Here is a 26876-nt window from a genome sequence, read left to right as displayed (position 1 = left end):
GAAGACCCGATCGGAATCGGGCAACTGGAGCAGCATACAACGACTGCGTCCGGAGAACGAAACTACCATGACCCGCCCGAGGGCCCGCCCCGGCCGTCCACCGGACCCACTACCGTCAGTAACCCGCTCTGGGTCTACGCTGCGTCCCACGTCCAGCAGCTCAAGGAGGCGCAGGTGCCGCAGGTGCCGCAGACATTGGATGCTCTCGCGGTGCGCACCTGGTGCGGCCTCGCGCTGGAGGCCCTGGGGCGGGCCCGCGAGGAGATCGACGCCATCAATGTCTACCCGGTGGCCGACGGCGACACCGGGACGAACCTCTATCTGACGGTGGAGTCGGCGACGGCGGCGGTGGAGGCGGTCTTCGCGGGCCACGCCACGGTGACCGCCGCGGACGGCGGCCGGGCGGACGCGGGGGACGGGCGGCCCACGCTCGCCGACGCCGTGCGGGCGATGGCGCACGGGGCGCTGATCGGGGCCCGCGGCAACTCCGGCACGATCCTCGCGCAGCTGCTGCGTGGAATGGCCCTGGTGCTGGCCGCGGACGCGCGGGGCGCGCACACCGACGCGGAGGGCCTCCGGCTCGCCCTGCGCCAGGCCGCCGACTCCGCGCGCGACGCCGTCGCGCACCCGGTCGAGGGCACGGTCCTCACGGTCGCCGCGGCCGCCGCCCGAGCGGCCGAAGGCGCCGAGGGGGACTGCGGCACGGTCGCCCGCGCGGCCTACGAGGGAGCCCGGACGGCCCTCGTCGCGACCCCCCGCCAGCTCGCCGTACTGGCCCGGGCCGGTGTCGTCGACGCGGGCGGGCGGGGCCTGGTGGCGGTGCTGGCGGCCCTCGTGGAGACGTTCACGGGGGAGTCCCCGCGGACCGGATGGGCACTCGGGGAGCCACACACGCGGGTGGCCGTGGCCGCCGGTCCGGTGACCGAGGCCGCCGCCACCGGTGCCGGCCGCGCCCCCGGGGACGGAGCCGGTGCCGGGACCCCCTACGGCGACGAAGCCGGCCCCGGCTGCGCGGAGGACCGGCCGGACGACGGCGGGCCCGCCTTCGAGGTCATCTACCTGCTGGACGCGGAGGACGCGGCCGTGACGCGGTTGCGGGAGCGGCTCGACCGCCTCGGGGACTCGCTCGTGGTCGTCGGCGGGGACGGGCTGTGGAACGTCCACGTCCATGTGGACGACGCGGGCGCCGCGGTGGAGGCGGGCGTGGAGGCCGGGCGGCCCCACCGCATCCGGATCACGCACTTCGGGCTCGGCGACGCGCACACCGCCGGTGCGGCGGGGCTGCCGCCCCGGGAGCCTGCGCAGCGGGCCGTCGTCGCGGTGGTGCCCGGCGAGGGACTGGCCGGGCTGTACGCCGAGGCCGGTGCGACCACCGTGCTCGCGCGGCCCGGTGAGCCGCCCGCCAGCGGGGAACTCGTGGACGCCGTCCGGCGGGCCCACGCGCGCGAGGTGGTACTGCTGCCCAACGACGCCGACCTGCGGCACACCGCGGCCGCCGCGGCCGAGCAGGCCCGTACGGACGGGGTCCGGGTCGCGCTGATCCCGACCCGCTCCGCGGTCCAGGGCATCGCCGCGCTGGCCGTGCACGAGCCGGGCAGGCGCTTCGACGAGGACGTCGTCGCCATGACCTCGGCGGCCGGTGCCACCCGCTACGCCGAGGTCGCCGTCGCCGAGCGGCAGTCCTGGACCATGGCGGGCATCTGCCAGGCCGGGGACGTGCTCGGTCTCATCGAGGGGGACGTGGCCGTGATCGGGGTGGACGTCGCCGCGACGGCCGAGGCCGTCATCGACCGGATGCTCGCCGCGGGGGGCGAGATGGTGACGCTGGTCCTGGGCGACGAGGCGCCCGGCGAGATCGCCGGGCGCCTCGAATCGCGGGTCAGGGAGACGTACTTGGCGGTCGACACGGTGGTGTACCGAGGGGGGCGGCAGGGGGCGCTGCTGCTGATCGGGGTGGAGTAGCGCGGCGCGTCCGTGCCCCGGGGGTTCTCGCCCCCGCCACCCCTACCCGTCCCGTACCTGGGGGCTCCGCCCCCGGACCCCCGTCCGGCCTGGACGGCCTCGTCACTCAGGCGCCGGACGGGCCGCGTACGCCGGGGCGGCGCGTGAGGACGAGCCCTCAGTCCTCCGCCCGCTCCTCCACCACCCGCAGCAGGTTCTCCGCCTCGGCCCGCCGCGCTCCCACGACCTCGTCCCCCTCCGCCGCCCCGGCGTACGCGGAAAGAACCCCCCGCGCCCGCTCCACCGCGGCACCGGGCCGCCGCAGATCAGCCTCCAGCCACCCCGCTCCGAGCTCGGCCCCGGTCCGCGCGTGGAGCGCCTCGCCGCCCAGGGACGCGAACACCGACACGGCGCTCGTGAGCCGGTCCAACGCCTGCTCGAAACGCTCCCGCGCGACGTCCTCCTCCGTGCCGTCGGTGACGGACCGCGCGACGAGGTCGCCGAACTGCCGGTGGGTGTGGCCGAGTTCCGAGACCAGCCGGAGCGCTGCCCGCGGGTCCTGTTCGTCCGCCGCGGAGACGGCCCCCACCCCCTCCTCGCACTCCCGCACCGCCGTCGCCATCAGCTCCCGCGCGCCGTCCAGCCCCGCTTCCGTCCGCAGCGCGACCCAGGCCCGGGCGCGCAGCGACCGGACCAGCGCGTGCGTGTTGCCGAGCTCCCGCCACAGGTCGCCGGCCCGCGCGTAGGCCCGCTCCGCCTCGGCGGGCAGCCCGGCGCGGCCGAGCGCCTCGGCGGCGAGATGGGCGAGCATCGCGTGGTCGCGCTGCTCGGGCCAGTGCCGGGCGACGTCCGCGGCCCGCAGCCAGTGTTCGGCCGCGGCCCGGTGTTCGCCCAGCTCGGTGAGGCAGTCGCCGAGCCACCACCGGGTCTGCACGAGCGCGCCGTCGCCGTGCATGTCGGCGGTGAGATCGGGCAGCGCCGACTCCAGGATCTCCGCGGCCTCGGCCCAACGCTCCTGCCGGAGCAGGAACCCGCCCAGCTGGTGGCGCGCCCAGGCGCCGAGCGTCGGCCCCTGACCCGCCTCGTCGGCCCAGTGCGCGGCCTCCAGGGCGTGGTCCGCGGCGGCCGCGACCTGCTCGGTCCCGCCGAGGATCTCGGCGAGCTGGAGGTGCAGCTGCGCCTGGCCCATCGGTTCCAGGCGGGACCCGCCGTGCTCCAGCGCGGCCCGCGCCGCCCGCTCGGCACCCTCCACGTCGTCCAGGTGCCGGGCGATCCCGGCGAGCCGGGACTCGTACTCCACGGCGAACCACGGCAGCCCGGCCGCCACGAACGCCTCGGCCGCCCGCCCGAGCAGCTCGGCGGCCGTCGCGGCGTCCCCGGAGTGCGCCGCGAGCTCGCCGAGCATCGCCTGTGCCTCCGCGGCCCGCGAGGCCATTCGTACGTCCGCGGCATGCGGCTCGGCGAACGCCAGCAACTCCCGTACCGCGGACTCGGCGGCCCCGGCCCGGTCGGCCGCCCCGGACCCGTCCGGTTCGCCGTCCTCCTGCACCCGGTGCACCAGGATCCGGGCCCGTCCCACCAGCACGGACGCCGTCTGCGACACCCCCGTCCCGCCGTCCGCGAACAGTGCGAGCGCCCGCTCGCGCAACCCCGTGACGGTCGCCAGCGCCTCCTCGGCCCCGCCGACGAGGGCGAGGACGTAGGCGGCCCGGGCCCGGGCGGCGAGCGCCTCACCGGGGTCGCCCGCCGCGTCGTACAGGTCCGCGGCCTCGTGGAAGAGAGCGATGCCCTCGGGCCCGCGCTCCATCGCCGCGTGGTCGGCGATCTCCGCACGGTCACGGATCTCCAGCTCCCGGCCCTCGGCGGCCCGCGAGACCGCCGCCCAGGCCGCAACGGCGTCCGGGCTGCGGGACTGCGACAGCCGACGCGCCTCGGCGAGCAGCGCGGGCAGGCCGGACCCGGCAGTGGGTTGCGAGCCCTCGCCCGCCGCCGGACCCGTCCCGTCCGCTGCCGTCCCGGGACGCGGCGGCGCGTCCGCTGCCGCCGTCTTCGGCGCCTGCCGTGCCGAGCGCACGCCGAGCGGCAGCCGGTCCACCAGCGGACGCCGGTCCATGCGCGCCCGGGCCCGCTCGCTGACGTACGACGTGCCGTTGCGCGCGTCGAAGCGCGCCGCGAGGGAAAGGGCCTCCACACGCGCGTGGACGGCGAGTTCGTCCGCGGTCCAGGTGCGCCCGGCCGGTCCGGGCACCGTCCGTCCGCCGAGGCCGAGCCCGGTCAGGCGGTCCATCACCAGCGCGGTGACGGCCAGGTAGTCGAGCTTGCTGCGCGGGTCGCCCGAGTCGGTGAAGTAGGCGGGCCGCTCGGCGAGCAGCTCCAGGGCGCGGGCCTCGTTCCCCGACAGCGCGCAGAACTCCACGTGGTCCGCGTAGGCCGCGCGCATGCTCTCCATGGGACGCACCAGACGCAGCCCCCGGAGATGATGGGCGCGGGCCTCCTCCGGGCGGCCCAGACGCAGCAGCGGGACAAGGGAGGAGGCCAGCACGGTGTGCGGCTCGTGGGCGCAGCTGTGCTCGCCCTCCAGGACCGGGCGCCACAGTTCCAGCGCCTCCGTGTCGGCGTCGCGCTCGGCGCGCCACCAGCCCTGGCTGTGCAGTTCGCACGCGTGGCAGTCGGCCATGCTGTCCCGGTCGGCGGCGAGCCAGGCGGCATACGCCCGCTCCGCGCGCTCCAGATCCCCCAGGTGCGCGGCGACGCTGAACTCGGCCCCGCGCACGGCACGTTCGGAGTGACCGGCGAGCCGGTAGCGGTACTCCATCTCGCCGAGCCACTTCTCTATGGAGGCGAGCGGGATGTGCGGCTGGTCGAGCATGCCGGCCGACATCCACTTGAAGACCCAGTGCAGCGAGTGGATCTCGTACTCGTCGAAGTCCTCGGGGTGTTCGTCCCACAGGCGCAGCAGGCGCGCGAAGGGGACGAACATCTTGTCCTTCTCGGAGCTGTAGTTGTAGACCTTCAGCTGGTGTCCGAGCGCCTCGATCACGGCGAGCGGGATGTCCAGCTTCTCCGCCTCGGCGAGCAGCTGCTCCGCGCGCGCGTTGCGGGCGGGTCCCTCCGGCTGCTCGTAGTTGTCCCCCATCGCCTGGCGCAGGGTGTCGAAGTCCATCGCCGGGCCGCTCATCGGCGGTCGTCCTCTCCGGGGTCGGTGTGGGTGGCCCATTCCAGAAGGCCGATGAACGCGCGGTTGAGGAGCGCCGAGTCGGCGGGCCGCAGCGGGCGCTGTGCCATCAGGAGGGCCTGACCGTAGAGGGACTCCGTGGCGGTGCCGATCAGCTCGGGGTCGTCGAGCGAGCTGATCCGCCGGATCAGCGGGTTGAGATGGTTGAGCACCAGACGCGCGCGCGGGGCGCTGCCGCGCAGCGAACCCAGAATGCCCGCCCACAGGTCGTCGGCCTGCTCCTCGGCCTCCGCGCGGGCCTGCTCGTGGCGGGCGGCCCGGTCGTCCAGGTGCAGGGCCGGGACCGAGAGCGGATGGAACGCGCGCAGCGACACGTCGCAGCCCAGCGGGTCGAGCCGGGCCCGCGCTGCCGCCAGGAAGCCCGACAGGGCCAGTTCCTCGGCCGGGTCCACGGCGTCCAGGTGCGCGGTCACGGTGTCGGCGTCCAGCTCCGCGACCACCGAGCCCGGACGGACCGAGGGCAGCGCCTCCACCAGCTCGCTGTCGTAGGTGTAGCCGCCGTTGACGACGCCGATGCCCTGCGCGGAGGCGATGGGCGCGACCTGGCGGTACTCCTCCACCGTGCGCGTGAAGTGCACCACCGGGTGGCGCTGCGCGAACTCCTCCAGGGACAGGCGTCCGTCGGTCGTCTCGAAGGGCAGCCACGGCAGCATCGTCCGCAGCATTCCCTTGTCGTGCCGGGCCAGTGACTTCACGCCCAGGTGGTGGACGGAGAGGAAGGCCGCCAGCCGCTCCGGGTCGCCCGCGGCGAGTCCCGTCAGCCACGACCGGATGCGCTCGCCGAGGGCCTCGCGCACCGCCGCCAGGGTCTCGTCCTCGTAGAGCGACTCGCGCGACGCGGTGGGCCGCAGGCTGTCGGTGTCCAGGACGCAGCGCACGAAGAACGCCCAGTCGGGCAGCAGCTGTTCGGCCCGCTCGGTCAGCAGCATGCCCTTGAGGTGCACCCGGTGGCTCGCCCGCTGCGCGGGGCTGACCGCGGTCGGCAGGACGTACGCGACGCCCCGCACCCCGGCGAGCGGCACGTTCAGCTCGACCGAGTCCAGCGGGGTGAAGCCGAACAGCTCACGGCAGTGCCGGGCCAGGGCCACCCTGCGGGTGGCGGGGCTCGGGTACGGGCGGTCCCAGGGCGCGGGAAGGTCCGCGATCGCCTCGTCGCCGACGCGCACGTCGTAGGGCAGCAGGGCGCCGAAGTCGCGGGCCAGGGACCGCACCCGCTCCTCGGTGAGCCACTCGCCGGCTCCGGCGCGCGCCACCAGGTGCACGGTGGTGCCCGGTTCGGGACGGGCCTCGTGCGGCAGCGTGCGCACGGTGTACGAACCGTCGTCGGTCGCCGTCCACTCCACGGGCGCCGCGTCGGGCGTCCGGGCGCTGCGGCTGACGACCCGGATGCGCTCGGCGACCACGAAGCAGGCCAGCAGGCCGATGCCGAACTGCCCCAGGAAGTCGGAGCGGGCCGCCTGGATGCCGTCGTCCCGCTTGGAGCTGCGGCCGATCGTCGCGAGGAGGCTGTGCACGTCGGACTCGGTGAGCCCGACGCCGGAGTCCTCCACCCGCAGGGTGCCGTCCGCCGCGTGCAGCCGCACGGTGGCGGGCGCGTCCGGCTGCTCGGCACGCCGGGCGGTGATCGCGTCCACCGCGTTCTGCAGCAGTTCGCGCAGATAGACCTTGGGGCTCGAGTACAGGTGATGGGAGAGCAGGTCCACCAGACCACGCAGGTCGACCTGGAACGAATGGGGTGCCGGGGATGCCGGGGAGGGCTGTGAGGTCTGGGAGTCCATCGTCGCTGCGCCGAGGGTGGGGGGACGGGCGACGGCGCGGGGTCGGGCGGTCCCGGCGGACGGTGACCGCGAAGAGATCCGGAGCGCGTCATCCTAGGCCCGGAACGAGCCGTCTGACCAGCGGATTTCGAGGACGTATACGGCATTGTCGGTGCGGTGGTGTGCAATGGATCTCGTGCCCGCGCTCGATGAACCACTGAAGAAGGTGCTCGGTCCCCCCACCGCGAAGGTGATGGCCGAGCACCTCGGCCTGCACACCGTCGGTGATCTCCTGCACCACTATCCGCGCAGATACGAGGAGCGCGGTCAGCTCACCCATCTCGCCGACCTGCCCATGGACGAGCACGTGACGGTGGTCGCCCAGGTCGCCGACGCGCGCCTGCTCACCTTCGCCTCGTCCAAGGCGCCCCGCGGCAAGGGCCAGCGGCTGGAGGTGACCATCACGGACGGCAGCGGACGCCTCCAGCTGGTCTTCTTCGGCAACGGCGTGCACAAACCCCACAAGGACCTGCTGCCCGGCACCCGCGCCATGTTCTCGGGCAAGGTCTCCGTCTTCAACCACCGCCTCCAGCTGGCCCATCCGGCGTACGAACCGCTGCGCGGCGACGGCGCCGACGACACGGCCGCCGCCGAGAGCGTCGACTCCTGGGCGGGCGCGCTCATCCCGATCTACCCGGCCACCGCCAAGCTGGAGTCCTGGAAGATCGCCAAGGCCGTGCAGACGGTGCTGCCCAGCGCCCAGGAGGCCGTCGACCCGCTGCCGGACGCCCTGCGCGAGGGCCGGGGCCTGGTCTCCCTGCCCGAGGCCCTGCTGAAGATCCACCGCCCGCACACCAAGGCCGACATCGGCGACGCGCGGGCCCGCCTCAAGTGGGACGAGGCCTTCGTCCTCCAGGTGGCGCTCGCCCGCCGCCGGCACGCCGACGCCCAACTCCCCGCGGCGGCCCGCAGACCCCGGCCGGACGGCCTGCTCACCGCCTTCGACGCCAAGCTGCCCTTCACCCTCACCGAGGGCCAGCAGAAGGTCTCCAAGGAGATCTTCGACGACCTGGCGACCGAGCACCCGATGCACCGGCTGCTCCAGGGAGAAGTCGGTTCCGGCAAGACGATGGTGGCCCTGCGCGCCATGCTCGCCACCGTCGACGCGGGCGGGCAGGCCGTGATGCTCGCGCCCACCGAGGTGCTCGCGCAGCAGCACCACCGGTCGGTCACCGAGATGATGGGGGAGCTGGCCGAGGGCGGCACGCTGGGCGCCGCCGAGCACTCCACCAAGGTCGTGCTGCTCACCGGCTCCATGGGGGCGGCGGGGCGCCGGCAGGCACTGCTCGACCTGGTCACCGGCGAGGCCGGCATCGTCATCGGCACGCACGCCCTGATCGAGGACAAGGTGCAGTTCCACGACCTGGGCCTGGTCGTGGTCGACGAGCAGCACCGCTTCGGCGTCGAGCAGCGCGACGCCCTGCGCGGCAAGGGCAAGCAGCCGCCGCACCTCCTGGTGATGACCGCCACGCCCATTCCCCGGACGGTCGCGATGACCGTCTTCGGCGACCTGGAGACCTCCGTCCTCGACCAGCTCCCCGCCGGGCGCTCGCCGATCGCCAGCCATGTCGTCCCCGCCGCGGACAAGCCGCACTTCCTCGCCCGCGCCTGGGAGCGCGTGCGCGAGGAGGTGGAGAACGGCCATCAGGCGTACGTGGTCTGCCCCCGCATCGGGGACGAGGAGGACGACCCGAAGAAGGGCAGGAAGAAGTCCCCCGAGGACGAGGCCGAGAAGCGCCCGCCGCTCGCCGTCCTCGACGTCGCCCAGCAGCTCGTCAAGGGCCCCCTCCAGGGACTCCGGGTCGAGGTCCTGCACGGCAGGATGCCGCCCGACGACAAGGACGCCGTGATGCGCCGCTTCACCGCGGGCGAGGCCGACGTGCTGGTCGCCACGACCGTCATCGAGGTCGGCGTGAACGTGCCGAACGCCACAGCGATGGTGATCATGGACGCCGACCGCTTCGGCGTCTCCCAGCTCCACCAGCTGCGCGGCCGGGTGGGCCGCGGCTCCGCCGCCGGACTCTGCCTGCTGGTCAGCGAGATGCCCGAGGCGAGCCCGGCCCGCCGGCGGCTGGACGCGGTGGCGTCCACCCTCGACGGCTTCGAGCTCTCCCGCATCGACCTCGAACAGCGCCGTGAGGGCGACGTCCTGGGCCAGGCCCAGTCCGGCGTCCGTTCCTCGCTGCGCATGCTCGCCGTCATCGAGGACGAGGAGATCATCGCGGAGGCCCGTGAGGAGGCCGCCGAGGTCGTCGCCGCCGACCCGGAGCTCACCGGCCTCCCGGGCCTGCGCACCGCCCTGGAGGCACTCCTGGACGAGGAGCGCGAGCAGTACCTCGACAAGGGCTGACCGGGCCCGCCGAGCGTGGGGGAGCCGCGGACACGGTCCGGTGGGCTCCCCGGACGCGAGGCGGGGAGGCGCGATCCGGGTACCGGCTGAGAGACTGACGGCAGCCGACACACCACCAGCGCAAAGGACCCTCATGACCCGCGTGATCGCCGGCCGGGCCGGCGGACGCCGTCTGGCCGTCCCGCCGGGCACCGGCACCCGGCCCACCTCCGACCGGGCGCGTGAGGGCCTCTTCTCCACCTGGCAGTCCCTGCTCGGCGGCCCGCTGGAGGGCGAGCGCGTGCTCGACCTGTACGCGGGCTCCGGCGCCGTGGGCCTGGAGGCGCTGAGCCGCGGCGCCGGACACGCGCTACTCGTCGAGGCCGACGCCAGGGCCGCCCGCGTCATCCGGGAGAACGTGAAGTCGCTGGGCCTGCCCGGCGCCGAAGTCAGGTCCGGCAAAGCGGAACAGATCGTTCAGGCGCCGGCCTCCGCGGAACCGTACGACCTGGTCTTCCTCGACCCGCCCTACGCGGTGTCCGACGACGATCTTCGCGAGATCCTGCTCACACTCCGGACGCAGGGCTGGCTCGCGGGCGAAGCGCTCGTCACCGTGGAGCGCAGCACCAGAGGCGGCGAATTCGGATGGCCGGACGGCTTTGACGCACTCCGGGCCCGTCGTTACGGCGAGGGGACCTTTTGGTACGGTCGCGCCGCCTCTACGTGCGAAGACGCACGATGACCGGACCGGAGAGCGAGGGACCACAGTTGCGCCGCGCCGTCTGTCCGGGGTCATTCGACCCCATCACCAATGGACACCTCGACATCATCGCCCGCGCTTCCAGGCTCTACGACGTCGTGCACGTCGTGGTGATGATCAACCAGTCGAAGCAGGGCATGTTCACCGTCGACGAGCGGATCGAGCTGATCCGCGAGGTCACCGCCGAGTTCGGCAACGTCCAGGTCGAGGCCTACCACGGCCTGCTCGTCGACTTCTGCAAGCAGCGGGACATCCCCGCCATCGTCAAGGGACTTCGCGCGGTCAGCGACTTCGACTACGAACTGCAGATGGCCCAGATGAACAACGGCCTCTCGGGCGTGGAGACGCTGTTCATCCCGACCAGCCCCACCTACAGCTTCCTCTCCTCCTCGCTGGTCAAGGAGGTCGCGAACTGGGGCGGCGACATCTCCCACCTGGTGCCGCCCGTCGTCCTGGAGGCCCTGAAGGGCCGGCTCGGCCAGGAGTGAGGGGCTGACAGCCCGTCACCCGGTGTCGGGCGGGGCGGGAGTGGTCGTACAGTCGACTCGTCCGTCTCCATCACAGCTGTAGAGAGTGGCGAGCACACGGTGGACGTGCAGAAGAAGCTCGATGAGATCGTCTCGGCGGTCGGCAGCGCCCGCTCCATGCCCATGTCGGCCTCGTGCGTGGTCAACCGCGCCGAGCTGCTCTCGATGCTCGAAGAGGTGCGCCAGGCCCTGCCGGGCTCCCTCGCCCAGGCCGAGGAGCTCATCGGCGGCCGCGAGCAGATGGTCGAGCAGGCCCGCATGGAGGCCGAGCGGATCATCGAGACCGCGCACGCCGAGCGCGGCTCCCTGATCTCCGACACCGAGGTCGCCCGCCGTTCCCAGAACGAGGCGGACCGCATCCTCGCCGAGGCCCGTCAGGAGGCCGAGGAGGTCCGCGCCGAGGCCGACGACTACGTCGACTCCAAGCTCGCCAACTTCGAGGTCGTCCTGACCAAGACCCTCGGCTCCGTCGGCCGGGGCCGCGAGAAGCTCCTGGGCACCGGACCCGGCACCGACGAGCAGGGCTACGAGGACGAGGACGCCCCCGAGCGCAGCCACGACCCCGAGACGCTGCGCCGCAACGCCGACGAGTACGTCGACGTGAAGCTGGGCGCCTTCGAGGCCGTCCTCGCCAAGACCCTGGAGGCCGTGGGCCGCGGCCGGCAGAAGCTGCACGGCCGGATCGCCAGTGACGACCTGGGCGACCTGGCCTCCTTCGCCGAGGACGGCACCCCCGCCCAGCACACCAGCGACGCCGACTACCTGGCCGGTCTCGCCGAGCTCGCGGACGTCCCCGAGCGGGCCGTCCAGGCCGCCCCCGAGGTCCCGGCCCAGCCCTCCTACGCCCAGCAGCAGGACGCCTACGCGTACCAGCAGCAGCAGGCGGACCCCTACGCCTACCAGCAGCAGTACGCCCAGCAGGACGCGTACGGCTACCAGCAGGCCGACCCGTACGCCGCCTACCCGCAGCACGGCTACGACCAGCAGGCGGCCTACGACCAGGGCGGTCAGCAGGGCTATCCGCAGCAGCAGCCGCACGCGCTGGACCCGCAGGCGAACGCCCTCGACGAGACCAGCCTCTTCGACACCACCATGATCAGCGCCGAGCAGCTGCGGGCGTACGAACAGGGGCGCTGAGACCGGATTGGGCCGAGAGCGAAAGGTCCAGTATCCTGGCTCTTCGGTCGCGTGTACGTCCGCGATCACCGCTGCCCGGGAACACCAGGGGCGGCACCCCTCGAGATTCTGAAGATCGAAAGCAGGAACGGCCCTGAACACCCACCTCGACCACCGCAACCCTCTCGTGTTCGACACACACGAGCTGGGGCGGCGTCCTGGTGCGTTGCAGCGCCTTACCCGCACGATCGACGCTCCCTCGGATCTCGGGATCCAGGGCGTCATCGGAGTGCCGGAAGGCGCCCCGGTGGAGCTCGAACTCAGGCTCGAGTCCGTCATGGAAGGTGTGCTCGTCACAGGCACCGCCCGTGCACAGGCCGAGGGGGAGTGCGTAAGGTGTCTGGAGCCGCTCGAGCAGTCGCTCGCCGCGGACTTCCAGGAGATGTTCTCGTACCCTGACGCCGACGACCGGGGCCGCGCCAAAGCGGAGCCGGCCGACGACGCCGAGGAAGACGAGGACACGCTCTTCATCGAGGACGGCCTGTTCGACCTCGAACCCGTGCTGCGTGATGCGGTGGTGCTCGCACTGCCGATGCAGCCGGTGTGCCAGGACGACTGCCCCGGCCTGTGCTCCGAATGCGGAGTCCGGCTCGCGGACGACCCGGACCACCACCACGACGCCGTCGACATCCGTTGGGCGGCACTGCAGGGACTCGCTGGTTCATCCGGAGACGGCGAGAAGGACGAGTTGAGCGGCGGCGCGCTTCCATCAGCGCACGCCGACGAGAAGCAGGAGAAGTAGCCGTGGCTGTTCCGAAGCGGAAGATGTCGCGCAGCAACACGCGCCACCGCCGGTCGCAGTGGAAGGCTGCGGTCCCCACCCTGGTTGCGTGCGAGCGCTGCCACGAGCCCAAGCTGCAGCACATCGCGTGCCCGGCTTGCGGCACCTACAACAAGCGCCAGGTCCTCGAGGTCTGAGCGGCCGTGAGAGGTCTGATGTCTGACGCCAAGGCGGAACCAAACGCCAAGAAAAAGGCGGAGAACACAGCCTCGTCCCACACGCTTCTGGAAGGGCGGCTCGGGTACAAGCTCGAGTCCGCCCTTCTGGTGCGTGCGCTGACCCACCGTTCCTACGCGTACGAGAACGGCGGTCTGCCGACCAATGAGCGGCTGGAGTTCCTCGGGGACTCCGTGCTCGGCCTCGTGGTCACGGACACGCTGTACCGCACCCACCCCGATCTGCCCGAAGGCCAGCTGGCCAAGTTGCGGGCCGCGGTGGTCAACTCGCGCGCGCTGGCGGAAGTGGGCCGCGGCCTCGAACTCGGCTCCTTCATCCGGCTCGGCCGGGGCGAGGAAGGCACGGGAGGCCGGGACAAGGCATCCATCCTCGCCGACACCCTTGAAGCGGTGATCGGCGCGGTCTATCTCGACCAGGGTCTGGACGCGGCGGGTGAGCTCGTCCACCGGCTCTTCGACCCGCTGATCGAGAAGTCCTCGAACCTGGGCGCCGGCCTGGACTGGAAGACCAGTCTCCAGGAGCTCACCGCGACCGAGGGGCTCGGCGTGCCCGAGTACCTGGTCTCGGAGACGGGCCCGGACCACGAGAAGACCTTTACTGCTGCCGCCCGCGTCGGAGGCGTCTCGTACGGCACCGGCACCGGCCGCAGCAAGAAGGAGGCGGAGCAGCAGGCCGCGGAGTCCGCGTGGCGTGCGATCCGGTCCGCCGCGGACGAACGCGCGAAGTCGGCCCAGGCCGCCGAGCAGGTGGCCCAGGCCGCTCAGCAGGCCGCCCAGGCGGCCGAGGAGGCGACCGAAGCCCCCTCGGCTCCGACCAGCGACCCGGCCACGGCCTGATTCCTTCGCTCGAACGCCGCCCGCGCCCGCGGCGACCGCGACCCGCCCACAGGCGGCCGCGGCGCTTCCCCGGGCAACGGCGGCACCCGTAGTGACACCAGCGGAACCGCAGGCCCCGAACCCCGTCGCAGCGTCCGCGCCGCGGCGGGGTTCGGGCATCCCCGCGACCCACCCCGAAGGAGTGCCGTGCCCGAGTTGCCCGAGGTCGAAGTGGTGCGGCGCGGCCTGGAGCGCTGGGTCAGCGGGCGGACCGTCGCCTCGGCCGAGGTTCGCCACCCACGGGCCGTACGGCGTCACCAGGCCGGCGCGGAAGGCTTCGCCGCGGCACTCGCGGGGCAGCGCGTCGGACCGGCGATGCGCCGTGGCAAGTATCTGTGGCTCCCGCTGGACGACTCCCCGTTCTCCGTGCTCGCGCATCTCGGCATGAGCGGTCAGCTCCTGGTGCAGCCGGAGGACGCCGCCGACGAGAAGCACCTGCGCATCCGCGTCCGCTTCGACGACGACCAGGGCACCGAACTGCGCTTCGTCGACCAGCGCACCTTCGGAGGACTCTCCCTGCACGAGACCACCCCGGACGGGCTGCCGGACGTCATCGCCCACATCGCCCGAGACCCGCTCGACCCCCTGTTCGACGACGCCGCGTTCCACACGGCCCTGCGGGCCCGCCGCACGACGATCAAGCGCGCGCTGCTGGACCAGTCACTGATCAGCGGCGTCGGCAACATCTACGCGGACGAGGCGCTCTGGCGCTCCCGGCTCCACTACGAACGCCCGGTGGGAAGCTTCACCCGGCCCCGTACCGCCGAACTCCTCGGCCACATCCGCGACGTCATGAACGAGGCCCTCGCCGTCGGCGGCACCAGCTTCGACAGCCTGTACGTCAACGTCAACGGCGAGTCCGGCTACTTCGACCGCTCGCTCGACGCCTACGGGCGGGAGGACGAGCCCTGCCGCCGGTGCGGTACGCCGATGCGCCGGCGCCCCTGGATGAACCGGTCCAGCTACTTCTGTCCCCGCTGTCAGCGACCGCCCCGGGTCACCGGCTGACGTCCACGCACGGCCGGTCGTCCCCCGTGAGACGGCCACCCGGCAGCGGGCCCCCGACGGTCCGTCCGTGCTTCAGCGGCCACCTCGGCTGTCCTGCCTCGGTCTCGGGCGTCATGCCTGGGTGTCACGCCTCGGGCGTCACGCCTCGTGCGCGACGTCGTACTGTTCGCGCGCCTCCAGGACGTCGTCCATGCGCCCCTCCAGGAAGTGGATGAGGGTGAGCAGACGCTCCGCGACCTCCCGGCCGAGCGGGGTGAGGGTGTAGTCCACGCGCGGCGGGTTCGTCGGCCGGGCGTCACGGTGCACCAGACCGTCGCGCTCCAGCGCGTGCAGTGTCTGGGAGAGCATCTTCTCGCTGACGCCGTCCACCCGGCGCCGCAGTTCGTTGAAGCGGATCGTGCCGCAGTGCAGCGCTCCCAGCGTGAGCGCCCCCCAGCGTCCGGTCACGTGCTCCAGCGTGCCCCGGGACGGGCAGCCGCGCGCGAACACGTTGTACGGGAAGTCCGGAGACTGGCCGCTCTCGGCGGTCGGCACGGCGGTATCCATGCGCTCACCATACTCCGCGACAGCGCTAACCAGCAGGTCGCACTAACTGGTAGTTAGCGAATGCTTCTCTCGCCGGAGCCCGTCCCGCCCTTGCCGGCTGTTGTCACCCCTCGTCCTCGGCCGGACTTTTTCCGTGGACCGGCGATTCCTGAGGGCGCGACCGGGCGGCGGCCCCGTGGGGCACAGCCCAGTGGGGCGTGCCCGACGAGTCGAGTCGCGTCACGGCGATGACAGCCGCACCGGCACCGGCACCCGTCAGCGATATCACCCGAACGACTCAGCACGGGGTGCCACCCACATGGGTGAAGGTCAGGCTGACTGGAGCCCCCATCGAGGCATTCCGTAAAAGGGGAACCACATGCGCATTCGACGAATCCTCGCCGCCATCGTCGCCACGGCAGCCTTCGCCGGACTCGGCCTCACCAGCGCCGTCACCGCCTCCGCCGCCAGCCTCACCCCGGGTGAGTGCGAGCAGGGCGGCGGCACGGTCAACTGGGCGAACAACACCTGCGGCGGCGGAACGTTCGACGGACAGATGGTCGACTGAACGCCCCTGGGCGACGGAACACCCCTGGGCGACAGGCGCCCCGCAGCCGCGCGCTGCGGGGCGCTCCCGTGCGAGCGCACCCGGCAGCAGCCGCGGGAACCGTTCCGTGACCGTGCCGAACCGCCGGGCACGCAACCTGGGGAACGCCCTGATCCCGTGCCGGAGCGGACGCGCTCCTTGCCGGCCGCTGTCCTCAGTAGCCGAAGTCCTGCGTCCACCAAGGACCGCCGGCACCGAGGTGCACGCCGACGCCCAGGGTCTTGAAGTCGCAGTTCAGTATGTTGGCGCGGTGGCCCTCGCTGTTCATCCAGGCGTCCATGACCGCTGCCGCGTCCGCCTGGCCGCGGGCTATGTTCTCGCCGCCGAGCGCGGTGATGCCGGCCTTCGCCGCACGGTCCCACGGGCTGAGCCCGCTCGGGTCGGTGTGGTCGAAGAAGTCCCGCAGGGCCATGTCGTCGCTGAAGGTCCGGGCGAGGTCCGCCAAGGCGTTGTCCGCGGTGACCGGGGTGCAGCCGACCTTGGCCCGCTCCTCGTTGACGAGCTTGAGGACCTCGGCCTCCGCGGCCGCCTCGGCCGACACCGTCACCGGGGCGGTGGCAGCCGGTGCCTCGGGCCTCGCGACCTCGGAGGGCTGGGTCGAGGGCTCCGCGGGCCGGGCGGTCGTGTCCGGCTCGGTGGGGACCGCCTCCTGGGAGGGCGTCGCGGCCGGCGCGGCCGGTGCCGCCGCGGTGGGAGGTGCCGAGGGAGAGGAGGCGCGGTCGGCGTCGCGGCTCGTCGACTGGCCGTCGCGGCTCTCCGCGCTGCCCGAGGTGCCGCCCTGCTGGGTCTCCTGGCTTGACGGCGAACCGACGGCCTGCACCTGGTCGGAGTTGTTGCCCCCACCGCCGAGCGCGTATTCCTTCGCGCCCGGCACCACTCCGGCCGCGACGGCGGCGGTGCCGAGGGCCACGGCGGCGGAGACGCCCAGCAGGCCCGTACGGACCGGTGTGGCCGCCTTCCTCTTGCGGTGCGAGCGCGCGGCGGCCGTGCTCGGAAGGTCGGCGATGGCGGCGTAGCCGTACAGGTTCTCCGGCCCGTAGCTTTCCGTGAGGGGCCCGTGCGTATCGGTGACCCCGGTGGCGCGGCTTGTGGCGGCGCGGCCGGCGGCGGAGCGTCGGTGGCGTCCCATCTCCTGGCCTTCCTCGATCTTTCGGTCAGCGTCCCTCACTCGAAAGAGTGAGTTTCATATGAGACTCATTGGACGGGGACGGTACCGCATGGCGGGAGGGGAGGAAGTGCCCGGAGAGACTTTGTCCGGTTAGCGTGCACGCATGAACGAGGTTGTACGACTGGTCGTCTGGGTACGCGGGCGGGTACAGGGTGTGGGTTTCCGCTGGTTCACGCGGGCCAGGGCGCTGGAGATCGGCGAGCTGAGTGGTTTTGCTCTCAATCTCGACGACGGACGGGTCCAGGTGGTCGCGGAGGGCCCCAGATCCGCGTGCGAAGGGCTGCTGGACTGGCTCCAGGGGGACGACACACCCGGGCGGGTGGACGGAGTCACTGAGATCTGGGACACGCCCCGGGGGATCTACGAGGACTTCGCGATCCGGTGACGGTGACGGGCGCGAGGGCCCCGGAAGGAGTCGTGGCGCATGCCTCCGGCACCCTCCGGCAGCGGAAACCGCCTGGTGGTTGCCAAGAACGGCTTGTCGTGGCAGGCTCCCGGGTAAGGATGATCTCCACACCCCCAGGGCCCCGCAGGAGTCGCAGCGCAGCCGCCCCAGAGCCGCGCGACAGCGGGTTGTCCCCCGATACGGGGTGTGATCGTGTTGACCGTCAAACTTTTTGGTGAGACGCTGAAAGCCCCGCGCACCTTAGCTGTTTGGCATGTGGAACCGCAGCAAGATTTAAGCAAGTGTCAAGCATCGCGGGTGCGATTCCCTCACGACCCACACCGCTTCGGTCGGTCACTCAGTGTGGAGGACCATCCATCATGGCAAAGGCGCTTCTCGGTTACGTCGGCGGTTCCGACCCGCGACTCATTGCCGAGATGCGACGGCTCCAGCAGCGCGTCCAGGACCTCGAATCCGAGCTCGGACGGATTCAGGCCGAGAACGACGCGCTCGCGGCTGCCGCTTCTCACGACTCGCTTCTCGAGAGCATCGACGTACCCCAGGCGGAGCCTGCGCTCACCTGATCACTGCACCGCACCACGACAGCAGTGGTTGGGCAGCCCCTATCAACCACTAAGTTGTCAGATTTGCAAGGGACGCCTCTTCGGCGTCCCTTCTTCTTTCCCCCGCTCGTACCTCACGCTCTTGTACGTCTGGTGTGCCCTGCGCGTTCACGGGTGAAACCGCGGGTTCATGGAGTGAGACCGGCCCGAAAGGTAGAGTCCGGCGGCGTGCACCTCAAGGCCCTGACCCTGCGCGGGTTCAAATCGTTCGCCTCGGCGACCACGCTGCGCTTCGAGCCGGGCATCACCTGCGTCGTGGGCCCCAACGGCTCGGGCAAGTCCAACGTCGTGGACGCCCTGAGCTGGGTGATGGGCGAGCAGGGGGCCAAGTCGCTGCGCGGCGGGAAGATGGAGGACGTCATCTTCGCCGGCACCACCGGCCGCCCGCCGCTGGGCCGCGCCGAGGTGTCGCTGACCATCGACAACTCCGACGGGGCACTGCCCATCGAGTACGCCGAGGTCACCATCACGCGGATCATGTTCCGCAACGGCGGCAGCGAGTACCAGATCAACGGCGACACCTGCCGGCTCCTCGACATCCAGGAACTCCTGTCCGACTCCGGCATCGGCCGCGAGATGCACGTGATCGTCGGGCAGGGGCAGCTCGACTCCGTCCTGCACGCCGATCCGATGGGACGCCGCGCGTTCATCGAGGAGGCGGCCGGCGTCCTCAAGCACCGCAAGCGCAAGGAGAAGGCGCTGCGGAAACTGGACGCGATGCGGGCGAACCTCGCCCGGGTCCAGGACCTGACCGACGAACTCCGGCGCCAGCTCAAGCCGCTCGGCCGACAGGCCGCCGTCGCCCGCCGCGCCGCCGTCATCCAGGCGGACCTGCGCGACGCCCGGCTCCGCCTCCTCGCCGACGACCTGGTACGCCTCCGGCAGGCGCTCCAGACGGAGATCGCCGACGAGGCCGCGCTCAAGGAACGCAAGGACACGGCCGAGGCCGAGCTGAAGAAGGCGCTCCAGCGCGAAGCGCTGCTGGAGGAGGAGGTGCGCCGCCTCACGCCCCGTCTGCAGCGCGCGCAGCAGACCTGGTACGAGCTGTCGCAGCTGGCGGAGCGGGTGCGCGGCACGATCTCGCTGGCCGACGCACGGGTGAAGAGCGCGACCTCGGCGCCCCCGGAGGAGCGGCGCGGACGCGATCCCGAGGACATGGAGCGCGAGGCCGCGCGTATCCGGGAGCAGGAGGCCGAGCTCGAAGCGGCTCTGGAGGCGGCCGAGCACGCCCTGGAGGACACGGTCGCCCACCGGGCCGAGCTGGAGCGCGAACTCGCCGTCGAGGAACGCCGTCTCAAGGACGTGGCCCGGGCCATCGCCGACCGCCGTGAGGGCCTCGCCCGGCTCAACGGCCAGGTGAACGCGGCTCGTTCGCGGGCCGCCTCCGCCCAGTCCGAGATCGACCGGCTCGCTGCCGCGCGCGACGAGGCGCGGGAGCGGGCGGTCACGGCGCAGGAGGAGTACGAGCAGCTGAAGGCCGAGGTCGACGGCCTCGACGCCGGTGACGCCGAACTGGCGGAGCGGCACGAGGAGGCCAGGCGGGAACTTGCCGAGGCCGAGTCCGCCCTGACCGAGGCCCGCGAGGCGGCCACGGCGGCCGAGCGCCGGCGCGCCGCGACCCAGGCCCGCCACGAGGCCCTCGCGCTCGGTCTGCGCCGCAAGGACGGTACGGGCGCGCTGCTGACGGCTAAGGACCGGCTCACCGGGCTTCTCGGCCCCGCCGCCGAGCTGTTGTCCGTCAGTCCCGGTCACGAGGTGGCCCTCGCGGCCGCCTTCGGTACGGCGGCGGACGCCCTCGCGGTGACCACACCGGCCGCGGCGGCCGAGGCGATCCGGCTGCTGCGCAAACAGGACGCGGGGCGGGCGGCGCTGCTGCTGGCGGGGGCCCCGGAGGAGACGTCGGCACCGCGGACCGGCCCTCTCCCCGGCAGCCGGGAGCAGGGCGCAGGCCGGGCCGACGACGAGCACACCGGGACCCGGTCGGCGCACCCCGACGATCCGCCGTACGCCGCGGACCTGGTCCGGGGACCCGCCGAACTCATGCCGGCCGTACGACGGCTGCTGCGCGGGATCGTCGTGGTCGGCACCCTGGAGGACGCCGAGGACCTGGTGTACGCGCGGCCGGGGCTGACCGCGGTCACCGCTGAGGGGGACCTGCTGGGGGCGCACTTCGCGCACGGCGGCTCCGCCGGGGCGCCCAGCCTGCTGGAGGTGCAGGCGTCCGTCGACGAGGCGGCGGCCGAGCTGGAGGAGCTGGCCGTGCGCTGCGACGATCTCGGTGAGGCGCAGCGGCGGGCCGTCGAGCGGCGCCGGGAGCGGGCCGCTCTGGTCGAGGAACTGGGGGAGCGGCGGCGGGCCGCCGAGCGTCAGAAGTCCTCCGTGGCCCAGCAGTTGGGGCGGCTGGCCGGGCAGGCGCGCGGCGCCGCGGGGGAGGCCGAACGGAGCACCGCGGCCACCGCGCGGGCGCAGGAGGCGCTGGACCGGGCGGTGGAGGAGGCGGAGGTGCTGGCCGAGCGGCTGGCCGTCGCCGAGGAGATGCCCGTGGAGGAGGAGCCCGACACCGCCGTACGGGACCGGCTCGCCGCCGACGGGGCCAACGCGCGGCAGACCGAGATGGAGGCGCGGCTCCAGGTACGTACGCACGAGGAACGGGTGAAGGGGCTCGCGGGGCGGGCCGACGGGCTCGACCGGGCCGCGCGCGCGGAGCGCGAGGCACGCGCGCGTGCGGAGCAGCGGCGGGCCCGGCTGCGGCACGAGGCGGCGGTCGCCGAGGCCGTCGCCTCCGGCGCGCGGCAGCTCCTCGCGCACGTCGAGGTGTCGCTGGGCCGGGCCGAGGAGGAGCGGGGGGCGGCCGAGAGCGCCAGGACCCACCGGGAGCAGGCGCTCGGGGCGGTCCGGAGTGAGGGGCGCGACCTCAAGGCGGAGCTGGACAAGCTCACGGACTCGGTGCACCGCGGCGAGGTGCTCGGCGCCGAGAAGCGGATGCGGATGGAGCAGCTGGAGACGAAGGCGCTGGAGGAGCTCGGCGTCGAACCGGCGGGGCTGGTCGCGGAGTACGGTCCTGACCAGCTCGTACCGCCCTCGCTGCCCGCCGAGGGCGAGGAACTGCCCGAGGACCCGGAGCATCCGCGCAACCAGCCCCGGCAGTTCCACCGGGCGGAGCAGGAGCGGCGGCTCAAGTCGGCCGAGCGGGCCTACCAGCAGCTGGGGAAGGTCAACCCGCTCGCGCTGGAGGAGTTCGCCGCCCTGGAGGAGCGTCACAAGTTCCTCAGCGAGCAGCTGGAGGACCTGAAGAAGACGCGCGCCGATCTGCTCCAGGTGGTGAAGGAGGTCGACGAACGGGTCGAGCAGGTCTTCACCGAGGCGTACCGGGACACCGCACGGGAGTTCGAAGGTGTCTTCAGTCGCCTCTTCCCCGGCGGTGACGGGCGGCTGATCCTCACCGACCCCGACAACATGCTCACCACGGGCGTGGACGTCGAGGCCAGGCCCCCGGGCAAGAAGGTGAAGCGGCTGTCCCTGCTCTCCGGCGGGGAGAGGTCCCTCACGGCCGTGGCGCTCCTGGTGTCGATCTTCAAGGCGCGGCCCAGCCCGTTCTATGTGATGGACGAGGTCGAGGCGGCGCTCGACGACACCAACCTGCAGCGGCTGATCCGGATCATGCAGGAGCTCCAGGAGGCCTCGCAGCTGATCGTGATCACGCACCAGAAGCGCACGATGGAGGTCGCCGACGCGCTCTACGGCGTCTCCATGCAGGGCGACGGTGTTTCGAAGGTCATCAGCCAGCGGCTCCGCTAGTCCGCGCCCCTCCCGGCCGGCGGCTTCGGCGGAGCGACCGGCGTGCCCCCCGGTTCTCGGGGTAGGCGGATCACGTCAGCCCCAAGCCTTCAAGACTTGAACACGATGGCCTCAGGGGAGTGGGGAAAAGTCACAGCGGTCCGATTATTAACTTCGATACTTGAAGGCATAGTCTCTCCAGCGTTGCTTTTACCTTCAGGTGATGGGTGACGTGAACGTATGCGCCACTGAAGCCACCACCGAAGGGCTTGCCCCCACACCCCCGGCAGCGAGGCCGGTGGCCCGAGGAGTTACACGTGACCAGCACTGCGCAGGCACCACAATCAGGAGCCGGGACGGCTCACCCCGAACATCTCGGGCACGTCATCTTCATCGCGGCGGCGGCCGCGATGGGCGGCTTCCTCTTCGGTTACGACAGCGCCGTGATCAACGGCGCCGTCGAAGCGATCCGCGGCCGCTACGACATCGGCTCCGCCGCCCTGGCGCAGGTCATCGCCATCGCGCTGATCGGCTGCGCCATCGGCGCGGCGACCGCCGGCCGGATAGCCGACCGCATCGGCCGTATCCGCTGCATGCAGATCTCCGCCGTCCTCTTCACGGTCAGCGCCGTCGGTTCCGCGCTCCCGTTCGCGCTGTGGGACCTCGCCCTGTGGCGCATCATCGGCGGGTTCGCCATCGGCATGGCCTCCGTCATCGGCCCCGCCTACATCGCCGAGGTCTCCCCGGCCGCCTACCGCGGCCGGCTCGGATCCTTCCAGCAGGCCGCGATCGTCATCGGTATCGCCGTCTCGCAGCTGGTCAACTGGGGCATCCTGAACGCCGCGGGCGGCGACCAGCGCGGCAAGCTCCTGGGCCTCGAGGCCTGGCAGGTCATGCTCGGCGTCATGGTGATCCCGGCCGTCCTGTACGGTCTGCTCTCCTTCGCGATCCCCGAGTCGCCGCGCTTCCTGATCTCCGTGGGCCGGCGCGACCGTGCCCGCGCGGTGCTCGCCGAGGTCGAGGGCGACCGGACCGACCTGAACGCCCGCGTCGCCGAGATCGAGCACGCCATGAAGAGCGAGCACAAGTCGAGCTTCAAGGACCTGCTCGGCGGCGGCTTCTTCTTCAAGCCGATCGTCTGGGTCGGCATCGGTCTCTCGGTCTTCCAGCAGTTCGTCGGCATCAACGTCGCGTTCTACTACTCCTCGACGCTGTGGCAGTCGGTCGGTGTCGACCCCTCGCAGTCGTTCTTCTACTCGTTCACCACGTCGATCATCAACATCATCGGCACCGTGATCGCGATGATCTTCGTGGACCGGGTCGGCCGCAAGCCGCTCGCGCTGATCGGCTCCGTGGGCATGGTGATCGGGCTCGGCCTGGAGGCGTGGGCCTTCTCCTACGACCTGGTGGGCGGCAAGCTGCCCGCCACACAGGGCTGGGTCGCCCTGATCGCCGCGCACGTCTTCGTCCTCTTCTTCGCCCTCTCCTGGGGTGTCGTGGTCTGGGTCTTCCTCGGCGAGATGTTCCCGAACCGGATCCGTGCCGCCGCCCTCGGTGTCGCCGCCTCCGCGCAGTGGATCGCCAACTGGGCCATCACCGCGAGCTTCCCGTCGCTGGCCGACTGGAACCTCTCCGCGACCTACGTGATCTACACGGTCTTCGCCGCGCTCTCCATCCCCTTCGTGCTCAAGTACGTGAAGGAGACGAAGGGCAAGGCCCTGGAGGAGATGGGCTAGCCCCGCGCTCCCCCCGACTCGGGGAGAAGGGCCAAGTCCCCGCTGCCCCTCTCCTCGTACCCGTGAAAGACGTACTGCCCCGGTTCAGGCCTCCAGGCCCGTGAGCCGGGGCAGTACGTCTTCGCAGAACAGGCGGAGGCTGCGCCAGCCCTCCTCGACGGGCATTCCGCCGGACAGCGGATGGAGCACCAGGTTGTCGAGGCCCTGGGCGGCGCACGCTTCGGGCGTCAGGACGCGGTACACCCCCTCGGCGCGCAGTTCCTCCACCGTGGTGGCCGCCGACCTCACCGCCGACGTGATGTCGCCGGACTGCCAGGAGGCGTACGTCCGTGCCTCGTGCAGGAAGTGCCTGCCGTACGCCGCCCATGTCCGGTCCGGGTCCTCGGAGACGTGCAGCAGCGGGGTCTCGGCGGCGGGCATCATGGTCCAGCCCTCGGTGCCGTACTCGGTCAGCCGCTCCTTGTAGTAGGCCTCCAGGCCGGGAAGGTGCGCGCTCGGGAAGAACGGCAGCCCGAGCCGGGCGGCGCGCCGGGCGGCGGCCCGCGAGGACCCGCCCACCAGCAGCAGCGGATGCGGATCGGAGAACGGGCGCGGGGTGACCCGTACCCTCCGGCCCCGGTAGGTGAACTCCTCGCCGGTCCACGCCTTCAGCACCGTCTCCAGCACCTCGTCCTGGAGCCGGCCGCGCCGCTTCCAGTCGACGTCGAACTGGGCGTACTCCTCCGGCCGATAGCCGATGCCCGCCACCGTCACCAGCCGTCCGCCGCTCAGCAGGTCGAGCACGGCGACGTCCTCGGCGAGCCGCAGCGGGTCGTACAGCGGGCCGATGACCGCCGAGACGGTGACCGCGAGATGCCGGGTCGCTCCGAAGACCGCGCCCGCGAAGGTGAACGGCGAGGGCAGCCAGTTGTTCGCGACGCCGTGGTGCTCCTCGGTCTGCACGGTGGTCACGCCGTGGCCGTCGGCGTAGGCGGACATCTCGAGCGCGGCCCGGTAGCGGGCGCTCAGCGACGCGGGGGTCGCGTCCGGGTCGACGAGGTTGAAGCGCACGACCGTCACAGGCATGGGGAGCCCCCCTTCGTGTGTGGAGGGGGACGTTAGCTGACGGATCGTCAGACATCCATAGACGCGCGTTCCCCGGCGGGTTCCGCGTCGGACCACCCGGGGGTTTCGGCAGGACGGCGTGGAGGACGAAGGGGGGCGCCGTCGGCAGCGGGGCGGTGCCGTCGCAGGGCCCGGTGATACTCGTCACCGATCACCACCGATCAGGTAAATGCTTCTGCCTCCCTTCCCGTGTTTCTCGTGCGGGGGGCACGGAACCCCTTCCCGGCAGGGGAATCTCCCTCCCCGGGGAGGGATGGCCGATACTGGGGGCGTTATGGAAACCGTCATCCTTGCTGTAGTCATCGCCGTGGTCGTGATCGGCGCACTCGGCGGGCTCGTCATCGGCAGTCGCCGCAAGAAGCCGCTGCCCCCGGCGCCCCCCACCACGCCCGACATCACCGCCCCTCCGGCCGAGCCGCACCTCGGCGACGAGGCCGAGACCCCGCGCGACGAAGCGCGCCGGACCATAGAGGAGGTGGACCTTCCGGACGGCTCGTCGCCGTCCGGTGTCGCCGTCGAGGAACCCGCGCCGGTCGTCGAGGCGCCCGCGATCGAGATCCCGGAGCCCACCGCCGGCCGCCTGGTGCGGCTGCGCAGCCGGCTCTCCCGCTCGCAGAACGCGCTCGGCAAGGGGCTGCTCACGCTCCTGTCGCGCGAGCACCTCGACGAGGACACCTGGGAGGAGATCGAGGACACGCTCCTGACAGCGGACGTCGGGGTGCAGCCCACCCAGGACCTGGTCGAGCGGCTGCGTGAGCGGGTGCGGGTGCTCGGCACCCGCACGCCCGACGAACTGCGCTCGCTGCTGCGCGAGGAGCTCCTGCAGATCCTCGTGCCCGAGTTCGACCGGACGGTCAAGACCGACTCGAACCTGGACACCCCGGGCATCGTGATGGTCGTCGGTGTCAACGGCACCGGCAAGACCACCACCACCGGCAAGCTCGCCCGCGTGCTCGTCGCCGACGGCAAGAACGTGGTGCTCGGCGCCGCGGACACCTTCCGTGCCGCCGCCGCCGACCAGCTGCAGACCTGGGGCGAACGCGTCGGCGCCCGCACCGTGCGCGGTCCCGAGGGCGGCGACCCCGCCTCGATCGCCTTCGACGCCGTCAAGGAGGGCATCGAGGAGGGCGCGGACGTCGTCCTCATCGACACCGCCGGGCGTCTGCACACCAAGACCGGCCTCATGGACGAGCTCGGCAAGGTCAAGCGGGTCGTCGAGAAGCACGCGCCGCTCGACGAGGTGCTGCTCGTCCTGGACGCCACGACCGGCCAGAACGGTCTCATCCAGGCGAGGGTCTTCGCCGAGGTCGTCGACATCACCGGCATCGTGCTGACCAAGCTGGACGGTACGGCCAAGGGCGGCATCGTGATCGCGGTCCAGCGCGAGCTGGGCGTGCCGGTCAAGCTGGTGGGCCTGGGCGAGGGAGCGGACGATCTGGCGCCCTTCGAGCCCGGGGCGTTCGTGGACGCGCTCATCGGTGAGTGATCCCGGCTTAGACGCGCACAAGCGCCCGTTCCCCGACGCGAGGGGAACGGGCGCTTCGTCGTACCGGGGCGGGGCGGGGCGGCGCGGGGCGGGACAGGGGAGGGCGGCGGCGTCAGGCGCGTGACCGGTGTGCCACGTAGGCCAGCGTCCCCAGCAGCAGCCGGGCCTGCGGCGGCCCGGTCGCCGAGTCCAGCGCGGGGGAGCGCAGCCAGCGGACCTGGCCGAGGCACGCGCGGTCGGAGGGCGGGGCCGTCACGAACGTGCCGGGGCCCAGGCCGTGCAGGTCGAGGGACGCGTCGTCCCAGCCCATCCGGTAGAGCAGCTCGGGAAGCTCGGCCGCCGCACCGGGGGCGACGAAGAAGTGGGCACGGCCGTCCGGGGTGGCGGTCACGGGGCCGGTGGGCAGCCCCATCCGCTCCAGCCGGACCAGTGCGCGCCGCCCGGCGGGCTCGGCGACCTCCAGCACGTCGAAGGCGCGCCCGACCGGCAGCATCATCGCGGCACCCGGGAACTCGGACCAGGCCTCGGACACCTCGTCGAGCGTCGCGCCCGCCCGGATCACCGGCGCGAAGTCGAGCGGATGCGCCCCCGGCGCGGGGCAGCCGGACCGCCCGCAGGAACACACCCCCGCCGCGGCCCGGGCGCCGGGAACCACGTCCCAGCCCCACAGTCCGGTGAACTCGGCCACCGCGGTGCACTCCGAAGAGCGCCCGCGGCGGCGGGAGCCGGGCCGGATCTCGCGAATCCCCCGGCTGCTGCCGATCGTGAAGCCCATGCCCCCTCCAACGGGTCCGACGCACCCGCGGTTACGACCCGGATGCGATCCATCACTCCCTGTG

The 26876-nt window shown here is 72.4% G+C and carries 21 protein-coding genes; 15 read left to right on the top strand and 6 right to left on the bottom strand.

The window, feature by feature from the left end; genetic code table 11:
* Positions 1 to 174: 174 nt before the first annotated feature.
* On the top strand, positions 175 to 1962 hold the full coding sequence (locus OG776_RS14620) for a DAK2 domain-containing protein (protein WP_329321016.1): 1788 nt from the start codon (positions 175 to 177) through the stop codon (positions 1960 to 1962).
* Between the two features lie 157 nt (positions 1963 to 2119).
* On the opposite strand, the gene OG776_RS14615 is transcribed toward OG776_RS14620, so the two are convergent.
* Positions 2120 to 5119, bottom strand: a complete 3000-nt coding sequence (locus OG776_RS14615) for a tetratricopeptide repeat protein (RefSeq protein ID WP_329321014.1) — start codon at positions 5117 to 5119, stop codon at positions 2120 to 2122.
* Positions 5116 to 6954, bottom strand: coding sequence for an HSP90 family protein (locus OG776_RS14610; protein WP_148010652.1), 1839 nt, complete (start codon positions 6952 to 6954; stop codon positions 5116 to 5118). The genes OG776_RS14615 and OG776_RS14610 overlap by 4 nt, the downstream gene beginning before the upstream one ends.
* A gap of 166 nt (positions 6955 to 7120) precedes the next feature.
* On the opposite strand from OG776_RS14610, the gene recG reads away from it, so the two are divergent.
* From recG to mutM, 8 genes are all read left to right on the top strand, one after another.
* Positions 7121 to 9343, top strand: coding sequence for an ATP-dependent DNA helicase RecG (recG, locus tag OG776_RS14605; protein ID WP_148010653.1), 2223 nt, complete (start codon positions 7121 to 7123; stop codon positions 9341 to 9343).
* Positions 9344 to 9437: 94 nt separating this feature from the next.
* Positions 9438 to 10064, top strand: a complete 627-nt coding sequence (gene rsmD / locus OG776_RS14600) for a 16S rRNA (guanine(966)-N(2))-methyltransferase RsmD (RefSeq protein WP_261994680.1) — start codon at positions 9438 to 9440, stop codon at positions 10062 to 10064.
* Between the two features lie 26 nt (positions 10065 to 10090).
* Positions 10091 to 10570 (top strand): pantetheine-phosphate adenylyltransferase, encoded by a 480-nt coding sequence (gene coaD / locus OG776_RS14595; RefSeq protein WP_187285742.1) that lies wholly within the window; start codon positions 10091 to 10093, stop codon positions 10568 to 10570.
* A 99-nt stretch (positions 10571 to 10669) separates the two neighbouring features.
* Positions 10670 to 11746 carry an ATP synthase F0 subunit B gene (locus OG776_RS14590; protein ID WP_148010656.1) on the top strand — a complete coding sequence of 359 codons (1077 nt, stop codon included), beginning with the start codon at positions 10670 to 10672 and terminating at the stop codon, positions 11744 to 11746.
* Positions 11747 to 11879: 133 nt separating this feature from the next.
* Entirely contained in the window at positions 11880 to 12527 is a 648-nt protein-coding gene (locus tag OG776_RS14585) for a YceD family protein (RefSeq protein WP_148010657.1), read from the top strand.
* 2 nt (positions 12528 to 12529) lie between these two features.
* Positions 12530 to 12703 carry a 50S ribosomal protein L32 gene (rpmF, locus tag OG776_RS14580; RefSeq protein ID WP_006139588.1) on the top strand — a complete coding sequence of 58 codons (174 nt, stop codon included), beginning with the start codon at positions 12530 to 12532 and terminating at the stop codon, positions 12701 to 12703.
* 18 nt (positions 12704 to 12721) lie between these two features.
* On the top strand, positions 12722 to 13579 hold the full coding sequence (rnc, locus tag OG776_RS14575) for a ribonuclease III (protein WP_148010658.1): 858 nt from the start codon (positions 12722 to 12724) through the stop codon (positions 13577 to 13579).
* A 186-nt stretch (positions 13580 to 13765) separates the two neighbouring features.
* Positions 13766 to 14626, top strand: coding sequence for a bifunctional DNA-formamidopyrimidine glycosylase/DNA-(apurinic or apyrimidinic site) lyase (gene mutM / locus OG776_RS14570; protein WP_148010659.1), 861 nt, complete (start codon positions 13766 to 13768; stop codon positions 14624 to 14626).
* Between the two features lie 138 nt (positions 14627 to 14764).
* Here mutM and OG776_RS14565 read toward each other — a convergent pair whose 3' ends face one another.
* On the bottom strand, positions 14765 to 15172 hold the full coding sequence (locus OG776_RS14565; RefSeq protein ID WP_148010660.1) for a winged helix-turn-helix transcriptional regulator: 408 nt from the start codon (positions 15170 to 15172) through the stop codon (positions 14765 to 14767).
* Between the two features lie 358 nt (positions 15173 to 15530).
* Here OG776_RS14565 and OG776_RS14560 point away from each other — a divergent pair, with 358 nt between their 5' ends.
* Complete coding sequence (locus tag OG776_RS14560) at positions 15531 to 15719, top strand: hypothetical protein (RefSeq protein WP_329321008.1); 189 nt, start codon at positions 15531 to 15533, stop codon at positions 15717 to 15719.
* A 193-nt stretch (positions 15720 to 15912) separates the two neighbouring features.
* Here OG776_RS14560 and OG776_RS14555 read toward each other — a convergent pair whose 3' ends face one another.
* Positions 15913 to 16887, bottom strand: coding sequence for a CAP domain-containing protein (locus OG776_RS14555; protein WP_329321006.1), 975 nt, complete (start codon positions 16885 to 16887; stop codon positions 15913 to 15915).
* 142 nt (positions 16888 to 17029) lie between these two features.
* On the opposite strand from OG776_RS14555, the gene OG776_RS14550 reads away from it, so the two are divergent.
* The 4 genes from OG776_RS14550 to OG776_RS14535 all read left to right on the top strand — a co-directional run bounded on the left by OG776_RS14550 (position 17030) and on the right by OG776_RS14535 (position 23447).
* On the top strand, positions 17030 to 17311 hold the full coding sequence (locus OG776_RS14550; protein WP_148010663.1) for an acylphosphatase: 282 nt from the start codon (positions 17030 to 17032) through the stop codon (positions 17309 to 17311).
* A 380-nt stretch (positions 17312 to 17691) separates the two neighbouring features.
* The gene (locus tag OG776_RS14545; protein ID WP_107021972.1) at positions 17692 to 17895 is read left to right on the top strand and encodes a hypothetical protein; all 204 of its coding nucleotides are present in this window, start codon (positions 17692 to 17694) and stop codon (positions 17893 to 17895) included.
* Positions 17896 to 18102: 207 nt separating this feature from the next.
* Complete coding sequence (gene smc, locus OG776_RS14540) at positions 18103 to 21732, top strand: chromosome segregation protein SMC (RefSeq protein WP_329321003.1); 3630 nt, start codon at positions 18103 to 18105, stop codon at positions 21730 to 21732.
* A 296-nt stretch (positions 21733 to 22028) separates the two neighbouring features.
* Positions 22029 to 23447: a sugar porter family MFS transporter gene (locus OG776_RS14535; RefSeq protein WP_148010665.1), complete on the top strand. Its 1419-nt coding sequence runs from the start codon at positions 22029 to 22031 to the stop codon at positions 23445 to 23447.
* An 84-nt stretch (positions 23448 to 23531) separates the two neighbouring features.
* Here the strand turns inward: OG776_RS14535 and OG776_RS14530 are convergent, their stop codons facing one another.
* On the bottom strand, positions 23532 to 24512 hold the full coding sequence (locus OG776_RS14530) for an LLM class flavin-dependent oxidoreductase (RefSeq protein ID WP_148010666.1): 981 nt from the start codon (positions 24510 to 24512) through the stop codon (positions 23532 to 23534).
* Between the two features lie 313 nt (positions 24513 to 24825).
* Between OG776_RS14530 and ftsY the strand changes: the two genes are divergently transcribed.
* Positions 24826 to 26037, top strand: coding sequence for a signal recognition particle-docking protein FtsY (gene ftsY / locus OG776_RS14525; protein ID WP_148010667.1), 1212 nt, complete (start codon positions 24826 to 24828; stop codon positions 26035 to 26037).
* 112 nt (positions 26038 to 26149) lie between these two features.
* Here ftsY and OG776_RS14520 read toward each other — a convergent pair whose 3' ends face one another.
* Complete coding sequence (locus tag OG776_RS14520) at positions 26150 to 26812, bottom strand: bifunctional DNA primase/polymerase (protein ID WP_148010668.1); 663 nt, start codon at positions 26810 to 26812, stop codon at positions 26150 to 26152.
* Between the last annotated feature and the right edge of the window lie 64 nt (positions 26813 to 26876).

The organism is Streptomyces sp. NBC_01689, assembly GCF_036250675.1.
GTDB lineage: Bacteria > Actinomycetota > Actinomycetes > Streptomycetales > Streptomycetaceae > Streptomyces.
This window is presented reverse-complemented; position numbering and strand designations above follow the sequence as displayed.